The 19,971-nt window shown below is 57.3% G+C and carries 13 protein-coding genes; 2 read left to right on the forward strand and 11 right to left on the reverse strand.

Annotated features, from left to right (window positions below; translation table 11 throughout):
• Positions 1 to 53: 53 nt before the first annotated feature.
• Entirely contained in the window at positions 54 to 2,708 is a 2,655-nt protein-coding gene (locus NB063_RS13365) for a M16 family metallopeptidase (RefSeq protein ID WP_322975165.1), read from the reverse strand.
• A gap of 453 nt (positions 2,709 to 3,161) precedes the next feature.
• Here NB063_RS13365 and NB063_RS13370 point away from each other — a divergent pair, with 453 nt between their 5' ends.
• Positions 3,162 to 3,602: a Rieske (2Fe-2S) protein gene (locus NB063_RS13370; protein ID WP_250929233.1), complete on the forward strand. Its 441-nt coding sequence runs from the start codon at positions 3,162 to 3,164 to the stop codon at positions 3,600 to 3,602.
• A gap of 85 nt (positions 3,603 to 3,687) precedes the next feature.
• Positions 3,688 to 4,236, forward strand: a complete 549-nt coding sequence (locus NB063_RS13375) for a MogA/MoaB family molybdenum cofactor biosynthesis protein (RefSeq protein ID WP_250929234.1) — start codon at positions 3,688 to 3,690, stop codon at positions 4,234 to 4,236.
• Positions 4,237 to 4,276: 40 nt separating this feature from the next.
• Here NB063_RS13375 and pyrE read toward each other — a convergent pair whose 3' ends face one another.
• From pyrE to NB063_RS13420, 10 genes are all read right to left on the reverse strand, one after another.
• On the reverse strand, positions 4,277 to 4,852 hold the full coding sequence (pyrE, locus tag NB063_RS13380; protein ID WP_250929235.1) for an orotate phosphoribosyltransferase: 576 nt from the start codon (positions 4,850 to 4,852) through the stop codon (positions 4,277 to 4,279).
• A gap of 303 nt (positions 4,853 to 5,155) precedes the next feature.
• Entirely contained in the window at positions 5,156 to 6,247 is a 1,092-nt protein-coding gene (locus NB063_RS13385) for a hypothetical protein (RefSeq protein ID WP_250929236.1), read from the reverse strand.
• A gap of 38 nt (positions 6,248 to 6,285) precedes the next feature.
• Positions 6,286 to 6,381: a hypothetical protein gene (locus tag NB063_RS32465; RefSeq protein ID WP_322975159.1), complete on the reverse strand. Its 96-nt coding sequence runs from the start codon at positions 6,379 to 6,381 to the stop codon at positions 6,286 to 6,288.
• Positions 6,382 to 6,555: 174 nt separating this feature from the next.
• Positions 6,556 to 8,130, reverse strand: a complete 1,575-nt coding sequence (locus NB063_RS13390; protein ID WP_250929237.1) for a phytoene desaturase — start codon at positions 8,128 to 8,130, stop codon at positions 6,556 to 6,558.
• A 128-nt stretch (positions 8,131 to 8,258) separates the two neighbouring features.
• A complete protein-coding gene (locus NB063_RS13395) occupies positions 8,259 to 9,800 on the reverse strand; it encodes a glycoside hydrolase family 5 protein (protein ID WP_250929238.1) in 1,542 nt (513 codons plus the stop codon).
• A gap of 137 nt (positions 9,801 to 9,937) precedes the next feature.
• On the reverse strand, positions 9,938 to 12,931 hold the full coding sequence (locus NB063_RS13400; RefSeq protein WP_250929239.1) for a soluble NSF attachment family protein: 2,994 nt from the start codon (positions 12,929 to 12,931) through the stop codon (positions 9,938 to 9,940).
• Positions 12,928 to 15,753: a hypothetical protein gene (locus tag NB063_RS13405; protein WP_250929240.1), complete on the reverse strand. Its 2,826-nt coding sequence runs from the start codon at positions 15,751 to 15,753 to the stop codon at positions 12,928 to 12,930. Before NB063_RS13405 ends, NB063_RS13400 begins: the two co-directional genes overlap by 4 nt.
• Positions 15,750 to 16,553 carry a hypothetical protein gene (locus NB063_RS13410; RefSeq protein WP_250929241.1) on the reverse strand — a complete coding sequence of 268 codons (804 nt, stop codon included), beginning with the start codon at positions 16,551 to 16,553 and terminating at the stop codon, positions 15,750 to 15,752. The genes NB063_RS13405 and NB063_RS13410 overlap by 4 nt, the downstream gene beginning before the upstream one ends.
• A complete protein-coding gene (locus NB063_RS13415) occupies positions 16,550 to 17,737 on the reverse strand; it encodes an AAA family ATPase (RefSeq protein ID WP_250929242.1) in 1,188 nt (395 codons plus the stop codon). The genes NB063_RS13410 and NB063_RS13415 overlap by 4 nt, the downstream gene beginning before the upstream one ends.
• 130 nt (positions 17,738 to 17,867) lie before the next feature.
• Entirely contained in the window at positions 17,868 to 19,883 is a 2,016-nt protein-coding gene (locus NB063_RS13420) for a S46 family peptidase (RefSeq protein WP_250929243.1), read from the reverse strand.
• Between the last annotated feature and the right edge of the window lie 88 nt (positions 19,884 to 19,971).

Genomic DNA, 19,971 nt, shown 5'->3' on the forward strand with positions numbered 1-19,971 from the left:
CTGACTCCGACACGATTTGGTCGATCGTATCGGAGTGGATATTTCGGAAACGGTTACTCCGTTTCAGGGAGATTGGCGAAGTCGCCCGCGATCGCCGTGACGAGTTTGTCAGGGTCGATGAACTTTCGAATCGCCGCGTTGACATCTTCAACGGTCGCGTCTTGGATCTGTTGTTCATGTTTGGCAACGTCCGCCAGAGTGCGGTTCGTGAACATGTTCATGAGCAGCATCGACGCCAGTGTCGGGTCGCCGGTGCGAGAGATCCGAGCGGCTTGCAAGTATGATTGCTTGGCCGCATTCAGCTCATCCTGGGTGACACCGTCGTTGATGAGTCGGTCGATCTCTTCACGGATCACGTTCATCAATTTGTCTTTGTTGCCCGGGTTCGTGATCGCGTAGATCGTCATGTCGACACGGTGATCTTTCGGCCGTGGGCTGACTCCCGAACGGACACCGTAGGAGAGTCCTTCCTGTTGACGAACGCGGTCGGCGAGTCGGCTGCTGAGTGATCCGCCGCCGAGGATGAAGTTGCCCAGCGTCAGCGCGGCGTACTCAGGGTCCATGTCCGACAGCGAGTACTGTTGGCTGCTGTACATGAACGCGTTGGACTTGTCAGGCGTTTCGAGGATTTCGAGTTGGCCAGGGATTTCGGGGTGAGCGGGCCGATCGATCCGCACGTAGGGCTGATCGGTGGTCCAGCCTTCGAGTTCGGATTGGAACGCGGTCAGTACGGTGGCGGGTTCAAAGTTCCCGACGACTGAAAGTTCGCCCGCTTGATTGCCGAGGAAATCGGCGTGGAGTTCGCGGATCTGCTCGATCGTCGCTTCTTCGTACATCGCGATTTCTTCGTCGATCGTCATTTCGTAGCGGATGTCGTCTTTGGAGTAGGGTGCCAACGCACGACGGACGTTACGCGGTGCCACGACGCTCGGCTCCGTTCTGCTTTGTTGCATGCTAGTGACGATTTGACGGCGGATGAGTTCGAGTTCGGTTTCGTCAAGACGCGGTGTTTTAATGACTTCACTGACGAGTGCGATGACCTTCTCGAGATTCTCTTGCTTGGTCGTCACGTCGACTTGGAGCAAGCCCATCAAGGTGTAGATTGACACGTCGGCTTTCAAACGCGTGTACTCATCTTGCAATTCTTGGTAAGTCATCTCCGTCGTACCCCGGGCCATCAAGAGGCCGAGAAGTTCGACGGCGCCCATGCGTTCCTTGAGGGTATCGGGGGTGCCAAAACGGATCGTCAGTTTCAACGAAACGGAATCGCCACGGGTTCGTTTCGGGAGCAAAGCGTAGGTGATGCCACCGACCAAGTCGCCACGCAACACTCGTTTTTCGATCGCAAGAGGATCGGGATCAAAGCTTTCACCGGCGGCGACGGCTTCGCGACCTTTGTAGTCTTTCAACAGGATATTGAGATCGGGCGACTCGGGGATTCGCACCCGTTCGGACTCGTCGCTGGGGATGAACAGTCCGACGGTGCGGTTGTTACGAACGAGGTATTTCTTGGCGACCGCACGAACTTGATCAGCGGTCAATGCTTCGACGGCGTCGCGGTAGAGGAAGTACAAACGCCAATCACCTTGGGCGGCCCAATCGCTGAGTGTGACGGCGATCTTGTCCGTGTCGGTGGATGCCATCTCGCGTTGTTTCAGGATCTGCGCCTTCGCCCGCTCGACTTCAGCGTCGGTGATCGGGTTTTGGTCCCAGGAGTCTTCGAGGATGTCGATCAGTTTCGCGCGTACTTGTTCGATCGATTGTTCGACCGGCGCTTCCACAATCGTCATCAACAATCCGGGGTCGCGGAATCCGAATGCCATCGCGTACACGTTGCTGGCGATTTTGGTTTCGACCATTTCCTTATACAGCCGGCCGCTCGGTTCATCGCCGAGCACAACTGTTAAGGCTTTGACGGCGGCGTATTCGGGGTGACTGCCGGCGGGAATGTGGTAGGCGGCACCGACGGATTGGATTTCGCCGACGCGGCGGAGGACGACGGTTCGCTCACCATCTTTGGCTGGTTCGACGGTGTAGGTTTCGTCGATCGGTTTGTCAGGAACCGGGATCGGCCCGAATGCGTTTTGAATCGTGGCGAGTGCGTGGTCGGGATCGAACTTTCCAGCGACGATAACCATCACGTTGTCGGGGCGGTAGTACTTGCGATAGAACTCCCGCAACTTCACGACGGGCACGCGTTCGATGTCGCTTTGATTGCCGATCGTAGATTTGCCGTAGTTGTGCCAATCGAACGCGGCCGCTTCGATGCGTTGCATGAGAACGCGGGTCGGCGAGTTTTCGCCACGTTCGAATTCATTACGGACGACCGTCATTTCGCTGGCGAGGTCTTCGCCGCGGATATAGCTGTTGACCAACCGATCGGCTTCGAGGTTGATCGCGAACTCGAGATTGTCTTCGCTAGCGGGAAGCGTTTCGTAGTAATTCGTGCGGTCCATCCAGGTCGTGCCGTTGAACCGAGCACCGCGTTGTGTCAGGGCTTTGGGAACTTCCGGGTGGGTCGGTGTGCCTTTGAACAACATGTGTTCGAGGAGGTGAGCCATACCGGCCTCTCCGTAGCCTTCGTGCCGTGAACCCACGAAAATGGTCATGTTGACCGTGACGACCTCTTTGCTGTCGTCGGGGAAGAGTAAGATTTGAACTCCGTTGTCGAGTTCATACTGCGAAATCCCTTCGACGCTACGAAGCATCTTGGGTAGGGTATCGGTTTCGGCCACGTTGTCGTCCTTGGCAGTAGTTGATTCAGCGGTAGTTGACGTCTCAGACGTTTCGTTGGTGGAGGCATCAGCGGCGGAGAGACTCGCAGCGGCGACGATCCCGACGGCCAAAACGGTCGGCAGAAGCCCGCGGCAAGCGACGGAGCGGAGGCGAGAGAGCAGGTGCCTGGATCGAGAAGATGAAAAGTGCCGGTGCATCTGGTGGAAATCCGTTTGTGTTGCAGATAGATCGTTGTGCGGGCATTGTAACGTCATGGCCACCGGGGCGACCATAACCCCGAACCGATGTCTCGACTTACTCGAACGATTTAGACGACCGTCGCCCGATGAGGTGATGAAGCGGGAGTCGGGGCGGGTCCGCATGGCGTCCAGGTCGGGTAAGATGTGGCCGCTGAATTTTGACCACTGATCGCAATGCAACCAACCATGTCTGATACCGACCACGTTCCCCGCTATCCAAACGATGCGGTAGCCCACACGAACAAATCGTCCGACGAAGCGGCCAGGCGATGGCGGGTGGCGATCGAAATCGGCGACCAGGGATCGGGAACCGAGAAAACCTCGGTGAAAACGGTCAGTGCCGAAAAAATCGAATCGGGCGAAGATTTCGCGATCGAAACGTTGATCGACGACCGAGTCCTTGCGATTTTTCGGCACGCCGGGAAGTGGTACGCGATCGATGGGATGTGTTCGCATCAGGGTGGACCGCTGGCCGAAGGGGTGGTACGCGACGGATGCGTGACTTGCCCTTGGCACGGATGGCAGTACGACCTTGCGACAGGGATCCAGATGATCAATCGCCAGCCGCTTCAGGAATCGTTTCCGATCCGCCAAATCGAAAATCGCGTTGAGGTCTCGTTGCACTGACGTCCAGCGCGACCATTTCGATTTTCAAGATGACAATTCAATTCGCTACGTCTCCGTAGTCTCACGCTTAACCGGGTTCAAACGCATGACCAACTCATCCCATTCTCCTGCCGAACATCACTGCGAATCTCCCGATTGTGGCTGCGGCAACGTGGATGTCAGCGCGGCGCTACGCGTGGTGGTGATCACGCTGAGTGATACACGAACGATCGAGAATGATCCCAGTGGTGATCGGATCGTCGCGTTGCTCAAGGACGTGGGGCATGAACTGGCCGAGCGGATCGTCATCACCGATGATCCCGATCCGTTGCGAGAGTCGATCCAAGCGTTTGTCGCGGATGATTCCGTCGATGCCATCATCACCACGGGCGGGACGGGGATCGCCCCGCGAGATTTGGCTGTCGATGTGATCGAGGACTTACTCGAAGTCAGTTTGCCCGGGTTCGGCGAACATTTCCGAGCGGTCTCGATCCAGGAGATTGGACCCAAGGCGATGCTCAGTCGTGCGACTGCGGGCCGGATTGGCCGCGTCGTGGTGTTTGCGTTGCCAGGATCGACGGGCGCGGTCACGACCGCAATGAACCACTGCGTCTTGCCGATCATTCGTCACGCTTCGGCCTTGGTGAAGGCGTAGCGGAGTGGTTGGCAGCTCGCAGGCACCGTATTGATCGCGGCTATTCTGGCTCGATGCCGAAGTCACGGATCGTGGTGAGGGTATGCAGTTGCAGTCCCTTGGCGGCGAATGCTTCTTCGCCACCGGCCAAACGGTCGATGATGGCAAGGACGTAAAGCACGTTGAGGCCGAAGGCTTGAGCGGCTTCGGCGGCCTGGATCGCACTGCCGCCACTGGTGATGACGTCTTCCACAATCACGACGTTTTGGCCCGGTTCGACGGGGCCTTCGACTTGTTTACCCATGCCGTGCCCCTTGGGTTCTTTACGAACCATGAACCCGTGCAAGTCGATGTCTTGCATGCCGGCAATCGTGACGATGGACGCGGTAATCGGGTCGGCACCGATTGCCATCCCGCCGACTGCGTCCGGCATCTCGCCGCTCGCCCCACCATGGCGACTGATGAAATTCAGCATCGCGTTACCGATCAAACCCGCTCCCTTGGGATGCAAGGTGACGTGGCGGCAATCCAGATAGTAGCTTGCCGTTTTTCCGCTCGCGAGCGTGAACGTGCCACGTTGCAAGGCTTCACGCTGCATCAACTCGATCAGAGGTTTCAAACTGGCATCGGCGGTCATCGCTGGGGGTCTCGCGTGCGGGTGAGGGGAAAATCGGGAGCGGTCGTTTTCATATCACAAACCCGGGCGGTCGGGGACCCGTCGACCGTGCGAAGTTCACGTTTTCATGTTGCCAGACGACGGTCTGGTGGCGAGTTGAGTGTCTTGCGGTTTCTCGGAGTGGATCCGAATGCGAAGAGTCCAACGGCAGAAAGTTGAGCGGGTGTTGGCGTTTTTGGCCGCCGATCGACCGGTGGGATTGCTGAGTGTGCCCAAACGGGGGCGTCCGTGTGCTCGCTGGATTTCGAGCGAGCACGGAGACGCTTAGCGTTCGCTACCACGGTTGTGGAATTGCGCGGCCGTCACGGGGTCGGCATCGGAGACACGTCCGAGTTCCATTTGGGCGGGTTCGATCAGGACGTCATCGCTGTTCGTCGGGATGGGGACGCTGAGTCCGCGAAAGCCGTTGGAATCGACGCGGGTCGGGAACGTGGCTTGGACCACGGATCGATGTCGATCGCTCAATTGCACGTTCAGCGAATAATCGCCGACGGGCAGGCTGCCATCGACCATGCCTTCCAATCGCAATCGGCTGTGCGGCATGATTCGTACGAGGTAGCGGCTGTCGTCATCCAGTTCGCTGCGGGACGGCATGTTCAGTCGAATGGGTCGCGTGGTGGTCGAGTCGTCGGCAGACAATTGAGCTTGGACCTCACATTCGAGCGTGTTGTCGGTTGGGTTGGTGAGGAAAGCGTGAATGTAGGGCACACCATTCTTTGCGACCAACTCGCCGTGATCAAAATGCAATTGGTTCATATCCGCCATGACTTGAGCACCCGTTTCGATGTCGACACGCAATACATATTGGGTGACTAAGTGATTCGACGCACGCGTCTTGGCCTCAGCATGTGATGCATTTGGGGTGTCCGAAATCGGGTCGTTGTCGTGGACCAGGATTCCGAAGGAGACGTAATTGGTTTTGTGAAATGGAACGGTGACTTCACCTTCGATCTGGGTTTGCTCACCAGGTTGCAATTGAAATCGTTTCGGTGAGGTGAAGCGTACGCTCGGCGAAGGCGTGATCTTGTCGTCGTGTTGGATGACGCCGGTTTCGTCCTGTCGCAAACTCACGGCGCGGACTGTGACATTCCTGAATTGACCGTTTGATTTAATCTCAAAGGAAAACGGAATGACTTCGCCGCGTCGGCCGCGGAACCGGTGTACGACCGGTTCGATATGGAATGAAGGCTCAATGCTGCGGGACAGGGAGATTTGTTTGCCGGTTGGTTCGATATCGGTTTGCTCGGCGGCGTTGAGATTCACGCCGGGACTGGTGGCGAGGCAAGCGGTGCCGAGGATCGCGAACAACGGGGCGGCAAGACATCGGATTGCATCGGAATGTTTCAGCAACGGCATCAGTGGTGTCAATCTCGGAGGCAGTTCATGTTGGTGATTCACGACCGGTCGGAGTGCACGATACGTGGCGAGCGAAAGACCATCACTTCCGCATTTCGTATCTGTCGTCGGGTCGACCGGAAAAGATAGGCCACCCCGGGTAGCCGAATCAGGCCGGGAACTTGATTGACGTTATCAACGGTTTCTCAATCGGGGCTAGTCGCCGATCGCGATGGTTTTACCGTCTGTAACGCTCGGATGTGTCGAAACGCTGCTAAAGTCGGAACCGCTCTGATCGATCCCAACGTCCCAGGCGGCGACGTGGAACCTCAAATCGTGGGCGACGGGGTGAGGGCTTTGGCCGATGCGAGAGGCTCGGGAATGCCCTTGGCGGATTCGTCGATAAACTGCGTCGAAATGCCGAGATCTTCTAGAAGCAATCGTGAGCTGATCCGGCTCGATTCATAGATCACAGGCAATCCGCTGCCGGGGTGCGTTCCGCCGCCGACCAAATAGACTCCGTCGAGTTCATCGAAGCGGTTTTTAGGTCGGAGGTGCAGCATCTGACCAAGATTGTGGGCCAGGTTGAACGTCGCGCCTTTGTAGATGGCGTAGTCGTTCACCCAGTCATCGGGCGTGATTCGATGTTCGATACGGATTCGTTCACGAATGTCGCCAAGTCCGATGGCGGCGAGTTGGTCGAGCGTCTTTTCACGAAAGCCGTCCGCCTCGATTGACCAATCAATGTTCTCGCTTTGATGCGATACGGGGACCAAAACGTACAGCGTCGAGCATCCTGCGGGAGCCAAACTCGGATCCGTTACACAGGCGTTCTGCACGTAGACCGACGGGTCGGCGCTAAGCACGTGGTCTACTTCGATCTCGCGAAGATTCCGGTCGTAGGTTTCACTGATGTGGATGTTGTGGTGCGGTAGGTCTTCGTAGATCCCTTCGATACCGAGATACAGCATGAAGGTGCTGCACGAGAACTTTTTCTTTTCGATCTTTTCGTCCTTCCAGCGTCGCCGTATCTCGTTGGGAACCGTTTTGGTCATCCAGTCCGCGAAGTCCGCGTTGACGACGATCGCATCGGCGGAGTAGCGGTCTTGGGCGGTTCGCAGTGCGGTGACGCGTTGGTTTTGGATCTCGATTGAATCAACCGGTTCGTTCAACCGAATCGTGACGCCCATCTCTTCCGCGATTTCGGCCATCCGCTCACTCACCCGGCTGCAACCACCGAGCGGGTGAAACACGCCGTGCTCGTATTCGAGAAACGAGAGGATGCTGAAAAGACTCGGGCAGTTGAACGGGGACATCCCCAAATACTTTGCTTGGAAGGCGAACGCGATCACCAGCCGTGGGTCGCTGAAGTATCGCTGCAGCTCTTTTCCGAGACTACGAAAAGGGTGCAGTTTCGAGGCCGCCGCGAGCAACGATGGCCGCAATAAATCGAGTGGCGAGTTGAACGGCGATTCCAAAATCGGTCGGAATTTTTCCAGCTTGTCGCGGTTGTCGTCCATATAACGCCGGAGTTGTCCGACGTCTTTGGGTGAAAACTTGGCGATCTGTCGATCCATTTCGTCCATGTCGGGGGTGCAATCAAGAATTCCACCGGCGTCTCCGCCGAATGTCAAACGATATTGTGGATCGAGTCGTTCCATCGGCACCTCTTCCATCAGGTCACGACCGACCGAATGAAAAATTTCCGCCAGGACACGAGGGTAGAGAAAGAAAGTCGGGCCGCAATCGAATCGAAACCCTTCGGTTTCGATCGCCGACGTCCGTCCACCGACGCGATCGCGACGTTCGAGCACGGTGACTTCGCAACCGGCCTCAGCCAATTGCATCGCAGAGGCCAACCCGCCTGGTCCGGCTCCGACGATGACAACTTTCTTTTTTTGCATGGGTGGGGTCTCGATAACAGCGTCCTGCTGACCTTGGGGTAGCCGACGTTTATGGCTTCGAAGTTTTGTCCGTACTATACGGCCCCGGCGAGTTTGGTACATCGGCGAGGTGACTTGTCGCCATGGCGTTAGTATCGCTGAAGCAGGTCGAGCATTTTGCGATCCAGCATGTGGCCTTGATACCGCTCATATTTCACGTCGGATCGCTCGCTATCGAGAATTCCGAAGCTGCCACGGAAATTCCACAGCGCCCAACCGATGTCCGCCCGCTGCCAATTCGCGAGGTTGTCTTCCATCCACGCGAGAGTGATGTCATGAGGTGTTTTGTGGTAACAGCCGAACTCACCCACGATGACACCGATTCCTGACCGGGTTGCTTTTTGCCACGGGGCGACGGTTTCGTCCCATAGCCATTGACGTCCGCGCTGCGAGTCACTGGCGAATAACGTAGGTGAGGCTTCTATGCCGGGTTGAGGACCTTGGTAAGTCAAAGTGGACGGCGGAACGGCCCAGTTGTTAGAAAACTGCAATTTGGTTTCGCGTTGGAATCCCTTGGAGTTTCGATATCCGATCCCGATCTCGGTGAGTGATAGCCAGTCGCCTTGGATCACCGCGATTTCGATCGTTTGGGTTCCGGCGGGAATCGTCGTTTGATAATTGCGGTTGTACACCGCTCGGTGCAGTTTCCACTGCGGGAAATACTCGACCGAACGCCACTCGCCGTCCCCGGGCCCCGGGTCGAACGTTTTCTCAAACAACGGTTTGCCATCGGCCCGGACGACGAGCGTGTTGGTCGATGAGACCGTGCCGACGCGGAATCGCAGCGACGTGTCGGCATTCCATTGAGAGTGGATCCGCAGAGGTCGCCGTGCCTCAGGAGCGATCTCAGATTTTGTCGGCGCGTAAAGCGTTGCGTGGGCAATGATTTGCGGCCAGGTCGGCACAGGATATTGGTCAGAACCTTTCATCCAATTGGCGCGGTAATGCGTGATCTCGACCGGGGCGTATCCACGTGTCGCCTGGGCGACGCCGAGTTCTTTTAACGTCTCGACTGGTTGCTGTCCCCAATCCAGCCCATCACAAATGATCAATCGATCGGGATCATGCTCGCGAATCGCCTCTGCGATCTTCTTGACGACCTCGACGTATTGAGACGCATCGACATGAGTGGGTTCATTGAAAAGATTGAAACTCAGGTTGCGGTTGGAAAATTTTTTGTATCGTCTCGCGAACTCCGCCCAATGCTTCGCGCAAACGCGTTGAGTTTCAGGATCGGTCCAGAGGTTCGTGGATTCCGGTGGTGAAGCGACAGTGTAACCGGGCGCGCGGTGAAAGTTGAGGCAAACATGGATCGAATATTTCTCACCCCAAGCGACGGCTTGATCGATTTCCCGCAGCGTTTTTTCGTTGAATCGGTTCCAATCACGGTTTTGGATCCAGACGCGATAGTCCATCGGTAAACGAACGAAGTTGAACCCTAAATCTGAAATCATTTTGAAATCGGATTCCTGAAAGGGGCCATTGCTCCAGTCCAGGTGAAACTTTTCGAGTAAGTTAAAACCCCGCCACCTCGGCAAATGAGTGGGAGACGGATCCGGAAGCGATTGCGCCGTCACGGTTGTCGTCTGGAACGCGAGCAAAACGGCGACGAGGATACCCAACGACTTCATCAAAGGTGCTCGGTGGAGTGGCGGGACGGAGGAAGGATGCATGGCCGTTATTGGCTGGGCTCGGGCATAGCGAGGCAACGTTGGTGTCTTGCAAGCGGACATGGCTGGATCAATAGGATTACGTCGCGTTTTGCGGTTTAGAAGCACTCGATCCTGCCTGACGAAGACGCGACGCAGCAAACCCCCGTAGACAACGGGAGCAAAGCCCTGACCTGTTCGCTGAACAAGAATGTCTTTCCGGTTTGGGTGGAGGATTGGCGGTTGATTTGATAGCGAAACAAGGTCGTACCGGATACCGCGAATAACCTGCCCCCACGCATCCAGAGAACGTGCTCGATCGGCTGATCGGAAGCGATCTTTTGGCAATGCAATTCTCCCGTTTCCCACCAGTACACATTCAGCCCGCCCTCGTGTGCAACCGCAATCCGCCGACGTGTGCTACGTGGCGAGACGCTGATACCGTTGATTGGATAATCGACTGCGGCCGCGATTCCCGATGGCGAGTCGGCATCAACGATGAGCGTACTGCCAGCGGCGACAACGATTGCATTTTCTAAAAACGCGATATGCGACGTCGATCGCGCTGGCGGTGAAAACAACGGAGGGGAGACGCCGTGTTTTAATTGCAGCGATTGTGTTACTGGATCGATCTCGATGTCGTCGATGTTCCACCCGGTAGACGATTCGATCAGCGACGTCAGCGACGTGGTGCGGAGAGCGAGGCCGGCGGAGGTCCAACGCGTTAACACGGTTTGGGAGTTCTCGGTTTCGATAGTGGCGAAGCTGTTTCCGCCATCGGAAACCGCCGCGTCACTCGATTGCAAAGTTCCCGGCCATCGCCAGTGAATCGTCCAATCGTCAGCGTGTGTCGTCGACTTCAAACGCAGTGGAGGGATGGTGTTGGGCGGAGAATCGAAACGAAGGTAAATCTCGTTGCCCGACGCGATGACGCCCACTGGGGGAGGATTGTTCAAAAACGTTGGGATGAGTCCTTTGACCTGTACCGTGGGAGTTTCTTCGAGCGAAGACGTGTTGTCAGCAGGATTTGGGACTCGCATCACATAGAGTGCCAAGCCCATTTGACTAACGGCGAACAACTCATCGTTCACCATTTGGTAGGCGACGTACCTTCCCACGGGCATCGAAGTGACAGAAAGTCGTTGGATGCGGCCATCGTCTTGCCGTGTCGTCGCCGCCGGCGTTTTTGCTGGTGAATTGCGGAGTCGGGTGGATGCGAATCGATGGACGTCTGAAGCCAGCAACGGATTCTCTTTGTCGAGCGTTTTGAGAATCGCCAAAGTTTTGTCGATCGTTTGATCGTTGTTGTCGCGTTGAATAATCTGCGAGGCCGCGACCCGGCATTGGTCCTCTGCCAGACGTTGAAGGTTGCGGTCGGGATAGCGTCTCGCCAAATGATGAGTCAGTTCAACGAGGGTGCGGCGCTGACCATCAGTTGTCGTTTCAACGAAAGTGCGCAAGTGGTCGATCGCGGTTTGGTGTTCACCGGCATCCGCCCACCATGTGAAGGCCTGAGTCGCGCAGCGTTTCAAATCGTTGCCGTAAGGCCACTGATCGACGAGCAACTTGATTGCCCGTTGGCGGTCGTGAAGCAACGTGTCGATCAGTTTAGCCGCGTCGTGGATCGCATTGACATTGCAAAGCGACTTCACCGCCCGTTCGAGCGATTGGATCGCTTGTTCTTCATCACCGGCCCGTCGCCAAGCGTCACATTCTTTTTCGTACTCGTTCAGTTTTGCGAACGCATGAGCAGCCTGCTCGAAGAGTCCGGCCGACATCAAACACCGCGCCGCGTCAGCGGGGCGATGGAGCTTATCGCGATACAGAACTTCGGCTTCTTGGAAGTAGCCTCCCTGTTCGAGCACGTTGGCGGCGGCGGAGAAATTACCGAGCAGGTTCGCGTGGATGTACGCGGCGCGTCGATACCGACCGGCCGCAGATTCGCGGTTGGCCATCTCGTGATAAGCGGCGATTAAGCGTTGGCGGGTGGAGTGATCAATGTCCCAAACGTCTGCCGGACCGCTGCCGCCGCTGATGCCGGACAGCGAAAAGTTGGGCAGGCGTGACATCAGTTTCGCACCGGGAATCGCGAGTCCGCGAAACGCATCGGCGCCAGCGAGTGGGATGGCAAAACGCAATGCACGGTCCGGATCGAGCCGTGACATTTTGAGCAACTTGTTGAGCTGTTCCTCTCGTTCTTGGGCGACACTTCGCGAGAGGAGTCCGAATAGACCCGCGGAGATCGATCGCAACACCCCGGACCCGGCACCCGAATCCGCCGTTTGCCCGGAACCGGACGCCGGTAGACCAGACGGGGAATGATTAGGTGTCCCCGTTTGATCACCTCGGGTTGCGTCGTCTGACCCGGCCAATTTGTCGAGTTTGTTCAGGATCCACTTTTTAAATCGGCCGGTCTTGGGAGTGCCGCCTCTGTCAGACGGTTGGTCGAACAATTCGGAGGCATCCTGGCCGATATCGGCCGCGTCGCCCCCGAGTCCGCTGGGGCCGAGTAATTGATCGATCGTCATCGGTTCGAGCAATTGCAAACCGGCGAGTCGCTGCGGCAGCGGAGTAGTGGGTGGTGGCGGTGTCCAGTGGCTTGTCGTTCCCTGCGTCGATGGCGGGCGAAGACATTGAGCGAGTTGGAAACGATCGGATGGTTCGAGGACGATGAGGCCGAGTCGAGGCAGCCAAACGCACACGACAGCCTCGCCCGAGGGCAACGCTTCGGCGAGCCAGTCGGCGGGGCATTCGGGATCGAGACGGCTGTGAGATGCGATCCAACACTGCGCGGTTTGCGAATCCTTTTTAGGGGTTGTGCGTCGTCCGGTAGCGAGGAGGTTTTTGACTTTGACCGTGCCGGGAACACCGTTGATGGACCGCTCCGAAAGCGGCAGTGCGAGTATTCCGCGTCTGGAAGTGTTGGGGGCTGCGGTGTCAGCGAGCGACGGAAGAGAATAGAACGCCACTGCGTCCTGGTCATTGCCGCCGCAACGGATCATGAATTCGACTTGAGTTCCAATATCAGCATCGGGCAACCAGCAGCCCGTTTGCACACCGGAGTCGTGAGGCGAGTCGTCAAAACAAAGTGTTGGACGCAGCGTCAGCTTCATAGCAGTTTCCTCCACTGGCTGGTCCAATCGCTTAACCAATCCATCGCCACCGAGGGGACTGGAACGTCCTCAGTGATGCCGGCATAGGGAGGAGCAAAGAAGACCGGTCCGAAGAATCCGAAATCACTGAACCAGCCCGCGCAGTGTGTATCGACTAAGACGAGCGTCAATTCGCGATGATCATCGAAACGCTGCAAATGGACGAGCCCGCGCGAGTCGAGCCACGCTGTTCCTCCGTTGAGAATCGCTTTTCGCATACTCCAGCCGGAATCAGCGTCGTCGGAGTCACGCGGTGGTGACTCAAAAGGCGTGAATTCGATATCCGAAGCGAGCGGCTGCTGGACGAGGGTGAGATGCGGGATGCGGTCGAGCTGTCGTTTTAAGATCAGGGCGTGATTGGATCGTAATTGGAATACGAGGCCCTCGTTGGTCAATGCGACCCCGCGAAATTGATTGCGAACGGACTTCTGAGTGATCAAGATCGTGTGGGCTTTGTTCCTCGACCACAATCGAGATCTAAAATCATCGTCTTGAACTGGAGTCACTTTGCCATCGCGGGTGTCGACGCGAAGGACATTGCGTGTCCGCGTGTAGTTTCGATCCAAGCCTGTGACGTCTTGGATTTGTTCGTACTGAATCACCCACCATCGACCGGTCGGGTCGCACACAACGGGACGCGGTCGATGAATAGATTGCACTTTTACGCCGCTGCGTTTGGTCGCGCCGGTGAGGCGAACGCCCGATCCAGCGTCCAGGGGCTGGACTTGGCTGAGGTCTTGCGCAATGGCCATCGGTTCGTGGTTTTCACCGATCACGACGCAGCCGACGGGGGCGCTCGTGGCGGATTGAAATCGTCCGTACGAGTGCCACTTCTCCGGTGAGGTGCCGTCGTTGCGGAAGATCGCATCGTGGTGGCGGAGGACAAAACCGTTGCCAAGATGATGTCCCTGTTCGGTTCCTTGACCGGTGATGTGGCCGGTGGTCGGGTCGATGATTTGGTATTCGCCGTCGCCCAAGCGAAGGAGGGCTGAGTCCATGAATCCGTAGTCGGACGATTGAAAATCACCGTGCAATTCGATCCGTTCGTTAATCAACGATTCAGCATTCACGCCAATCAAACAGTGCGGGACCGTTGGTGTCCCCAACACGAGACTGAGTCGGTTGTGATTCCAGTGATGGGCTAGAACTGTCGAACAGGGCAGGTCGTTAACCACTTCGGTGCAACCGTGTCGACTCGTGGTGCACATTAGCAGTCGTTGATCGGTCGTGACCATCCACACCACGGGCCGTTGGTCGCGGTTGAGTACGGTACGTCCCCAGATCACTTTTGAATCAGCACTGAATGCGAGAGGGGGAATCCGGTGACTCAAGAACAGTGGCTGACCCGCTTTGTCTTGACGGATCATCACATTGGGTGGACCACTCAGTTCGAGTTTTAACCGTTGGAGCTTTTCGTCGCCGAGGAGTGTCCGTCGCGACAACTGTACCTCGCCGTCACGACTGATCGTCGCGATCAGGAACGGGCGGGCGACGTGGCGGATGGAATCGGTGAATGCGGCATCATGGTCGGTTGATTCGGAAACAATAATCAGCGGTTCGGCGAACGTCGCCTCCCAATCGTCGGTGTCTTCACGCAGCATCGCATCCCACGCGGCGATGCCTTCACCGGGATGGGCATCGGGTTCGAGGCGTCCGAGTTGCTCGAGCATTCCGTCTCGCGTCGTTAGGTCTTCAGGCGTGTAACGCTTGCCGGCAACGGTCCAGAACACGGCACGCGTGTCGCCTCGCCGCTCTTCGGACGCGCCCAAGGCGAGCGCGAACGTCGACATCCAGATTCGTGTCGAGCCCCAACAACGAATGCCGTTTTCGATCGCGATCGGTCGCTGTTTCGGGGCTGGGCCCGGTGGCGTTTCACGTCGCAGATAGAGTGCTTGACCGTTCGCGATCCGTGCCAGCAACAGCATCGGATCGGCGGCCAGTTCCGTCATCAGCAACCGCTCGGGGTTCCCGCGATTGGTGACGTCGGAGACACCGCCGATCGGCAACGATTCCGGTTCGCTCGGTCGCCGTGGCAAGGCGACGATCGCGGAGGCCGATCGACTCATGCGTGCCAAGTCACCGTAGAGCTCGTCGTCGGAGAGATTGTTTAGCAGGCGATTGATCGGATCGCGTGGAGGCGGCGGAGGAGTGATCTCTTTTGCGGGGGCAGGCAAGAACTTTAAACCCGTCGACTTCCACGTCTGCAGCGAGTGGGCATCCAGGTCCGAACGGCTCAATAACACCAACGTTTCCCAGGCCCGCTTGCATCGCGCGGCGTCTCTTTGGCGACGCGTTAGTTTTCTTGAACCAGGGGTATGGTCATCGGGGTGGTCGACGACGCGGTCGATTCGTGAGAGCGAAAGTGTCTCTAATACGAGATCGGATTCCGCTAGATTGGCTTCTTTAAGATAGCTGCGGCAATTTTCAAGTCCGCAGCCGAGCACGACGACGGGCCCTTCGATTTGAGTACGAAGTTGCAGGGGCAGTTTTCCAAGCGACTGCAAGAACTCAGCAACGGCGTCCACGCGTGTTGATCCTGCAAGGATGCTCAAGCGACGAGTCCAAACGTCCTTCGGCAGGTCGTGGCGGCGGAGTGCGGTGATGATGAAAAAGGCGACTGTTAACGACGGCAAACCTTCCATTGCCATTCGCACCGGTCCGAGAATCGTCGCAACTTCCGCGGCCATTGCGATCGTGGTGGAGTCATCGCTCCACACGAACGCATCTCCGTCATCGGCGGTCTGCCAAAGTTCGGGTGCCGGGGATTGCAGGTAATGGGTCACCGTGGGAATTCCTCGCTGCTATCGCAATGAACCGGAGAATTCCGAACGGCCATGCGAACGCTGCTGCGCGACATGGCGGTGATCGCGTCGTCGGGAACGATTGACCATCGCTCGTCCGATTCCCAGAGCAACCAATCATCCGCCGGTACCTCGAACGAGGTCAGCAGGATGTGGCTCGGTACGGACGGCGTCCAGGTCATTCCGGCGGGCACGATGACTCGACCGCGCGTCACGAAATAGGTCCCGTCGATCGGCGGCAATTTGTTTCCCATCACGAGACACTCGTCGCGACGGATGGACCATCGCAAGCTGTCAATGCGAGCTTTGGGGGCCAGTTCGATCCACTCGAGCAGCGTGGCGAGACGAGTTCGCATGGCGTCGCACTGCGTCATCGTTCCACCACGAATGAGGCGGACGGTCTGCTGCGTGGAAACAGTGTTACCCGGCGCAAGTTGTGGTATCGGAATCGTCACGTCGCAAACGTCTGCAACGGGCTGCCACTGAACCTTGGGAACGTGCGCGTCGAAGTCGGGCAAGCTCGGAACGGTTTCGCCCAGCCGCACGAGGTCGCCACTGGGATGTCGGCTAAAGAGAACGCCGGGCAATTGTCGTAACGCCGGTAGGATGTCGGAGCCCGGTCCGTTGGTGCGAACCCAGATGGTTGAGTCGACGCTTGCGATCCGCGTGGACGGGTTCAATGAGACCAGCCGCGAGGCCAATTCATTGATGGCTCGTTCGGGTAGCGAATCGAGGCGGACAAACCAATCTCGACAGCCATCGCCGGTCGGCGTGGGGCTCACGTGGTTGCCTCATAGGCGGGGCGGATGGTTTGGCGAAGCTCGGTGACTCGCGTTTGCAAGTGTTCCCTCGCCGTGTCCGCTTGGACCCAATTCAAACGCGCCGCGACGAGCGAAAGGGCGTCGGCAGATGCCGGGGCGTGAGGTTCGCTGGCGATTCGGTCGAGCAATCGTGACAACTGTTCCGGGTCTGGGCCAGACTTTGCATCGTGATCGGCCATCGGATGTTGCTGGAGTTCAACGCTGTCGGTTTGAGCGGCATCGTCTCTGCCTGGTTCGAATTCCGCCTGCACGCTCGCTAATTGTGCGGCCAGCAGTTCTTCTTGATCGGGCGTGTCCCAGATATATCGCATGATCCAAAGATCCGAGACGGTTGCGTGGACGCGTCCGCACGTCACGGCGCTTGCCGCGACCACCTTTTGCAGACGAACAGCGCGGCGGTCGCTGAGTTCCATTCCCGCCGTTCGCAACCGCGAGATCAGTTTTGCGTACGCGGGCAGCATCACCGATAGATCCACCTGCGTGACACTGGCCTGCAACCGACGAGCGTCTTCGATGCCGAGCGTCGGTGTGGGCGGATCGGATTGTTCACGCTTCCATCCTGCAGAAAGGACTTCGCTCAGTCGATCCGTGTCGACGTTGTCGCAACGCACGCGTAGGAGAAAACGATCGAACAATGCGGCCAGGGCATCGTCTTCGGGCAACCGGTTACTCGCGCCGACCGTCATCAGCATCGGCAAACGCACGCGTTCCTTCCCGCGGCGGAAGACTCGCTCGTTGAGCGCCAGCAGCAGACTGTTCAGAATCGCACTGTTGGCGTTGAGCAATTCGTCGAGGAAAACGAAATCGGCTTCGGGCAGCATTCCTTCCGTGTTCGTGACGAGGTCGCCGTCACGCAGTCGCCGCAAGTCAAACGGACCGAACAATTCGCTCGGTTCAGTAAACCGGGTTAACAGATAATCAAACGCCCGGCCGTGCAGTCGTCCGGCCAGTTCATTGATGAGAGCACTTTTGCCGGTCCCGGGTGGTCCCAGCAAAAACGCGTTCTCACCCGCAGCCAATGCCACACCAAGAACCTCGACGATCTCGTCTTTGCCGATCAAGCGATCTTTGATCGGCTCGAGGACATCCCGTCGAAGTTTGCCCGCGAGCTGCGAAATTTCGCCGGGGTCGATCGCGTGGTTCATAGGTTGTTCCCGTGTCGCTCGGTGGATCGGACGTCATTCAGTTTGCGTGACCTTCTCGTCGATCGGATTGCCCGCCGAGAAAGTGAGCGTTTTGCAGTCGAGTCAGTTCTCTTCTAGAGAGAGCGAACTGTTACTGTCCAAGTTCGCTCGCCAGCGATTCTGCGTCGTAGATCGATCGCAATGCTTCGCGGATTCCGACACCGGCAACGCTGACGGCACGGGCCTGTTGATCGGTGTACAGGTAATCGCTCGTCAGGCTTTGGATGTTCCCGTCGAAGATCAATCCGACGAGTTTACCCTCGCGGTTTACGACCGGCGAACCGCTGTTACCGCCGATGATATCCGCTGTCGAAACAAAATTGAGCTGCGTTGAGAGGTCGACCTTCGATTTTGCGTTCATCCAGCTTTCCGGGAGATCGAAATCATCTTGACCGGCGTGTGCGGCAGCGTGTTCGTACGCTCCGGCGAAGTCGGTCGTCGGTTGGATCTCAGTGGCGTTCTCGACATAGCCTTTCACGGTTCCGAACGCGAGACGCAGCGTGAAGGTGGCATCGGGATAGCCGCCGGTTCCTTCGATGGCGGTGATCACGCGAGCGATTTTTGCGTACGCCTGTTTCTCGCGTTCAGACAATTGGTCTTCGATCGCTCGATAGCGGCGGTATTCGGGTTCGATGATACGGGCCAGACGCATGGCAGGATCGTCACTGCCGAGGACCGCGTTGATTCCTCCGTCAATCAATTGGCGACGAACTTCCGGGTCGGCGAGTTTGGATTGATCCACGATTTCCGCGGCAACTTCGCGAGGCGAACGTCCCGCCAAGACTTCTTGGACGAGTTCATCGTCCATGCCCCGCCGCTCGAGCAAGAGGGCGATTTCATCGGCGAGCTTGACCCGTTGCAAATCGTTGTACAGAGGTGCCGGGCTGGTCAATCGCGTTAACAGCGAATCACGCGACGCGTCGGTGTATTCGGCCAGTCGATCGCCGTTGGGTTTTTGGTCTTCTTTGGCGAGCAGCAGGATCGAGATTGCGAGTTGGAACAAATCACTGCGGAGTGACACCGACCGTGTGAGCTGTTCAGCTTTCTCTTGCTGAATGTCCGCAATTTCTTTCCACGCCGAAACGAGCGGTTTGAGTTGCGGATCGTTGGACGCGGCAGTCATCAAGCGATGCTGTCGTCCACGTCGGGTTGCGATCGTTTGTGGATCTTGCAGACCGGCGAGCATGCCCGTGTACGCTTTGCGGGCGTTTTGAATTCCGAACAGTTCGTCACGACCGCGGCGGGCCGCTTCGTTGCCTTCGAGTTGATATTGTTGAAACAGGATCTCTTTGCGACGCAAGTAATCCAGCACGAACGGAAGTCGTTTGTCTCGCAGATATTCGAGAGCCTCGACGGTAAAGATTCGCTGGGTTCGCCCGGGATGTCCGCTGACGAAAACCAGATCGCCGTCGCTGACGGGAATTTCGCTCCAACGCAGGAAGTGTTTGATCACGGCGGGTTTGCCGTCTTCATAGACACGCATCAAGGTGGCGTCGAGGTTGTAGCGTGGGTATTCAAAGTTATCGGCATCTCCGCCAAAGAACGCCGCCGCCGTTTCGGGAGCCCAAACCAAACGCACGTCTGTGTATTTCTTGTAGCGATAGAGGTGATAGCGGGCGCCACCGAATAAGGTCACCACGTCGCTGCGTAACCCCGTGGCGTCAAGTGACTCACTTTCGATCGACGCGATAACTCCTTGGCGTTGTTTTGCCGATACGTCGGGGTTGTTCTTTTCGGTGACCGCGGCGTTGATTCGGTCGGTGACATCGATGATTTCGATCAGGACGTTGAGTTCCAGATCGGGTGCCTTTAGCTCGTCTTCGGTCGAGCGTGCGAGAAAACCGTCTCTGATCAGATTGCGATCTTCGCTGCTGAGTTTTTGCAGCGTGTCACTGGCGACGTGATGATTGGTGAGCACGAGACCGCTCGAAGAAACGAACGAGCCCGATCCTCCCGAGTTGAACCGAACTGACGACAGACGTAGTTCGTCGGCCCATTTGTCGGATGGTTGGAAGCCGTAGCGTTCTTGCAAGAGTTGCCGGGGCAAGTCATTGAACAGATACATGCCTTCATCGCCGAGAACGAACGTCGAAGTCGATGGAGTCATGGAAACTGCAATTACCGAAAGAGCCAAGGTCAAGTGTCGGAGTGAACCGCCAAACATGTGAGATACTTTCACAGGGACGAGGGGATGG

Origin of the sequence: Aporhodopirellula aestuarii (genome assembly GCF_023701485.1) — a bacterium.
Classification (GTDB): Bacteria; Planctomycetota; Planctomycetia; order Pirellulales; family Pirellulaceae; genus Rhodopirellula; species Rhodopirellula aestuarii.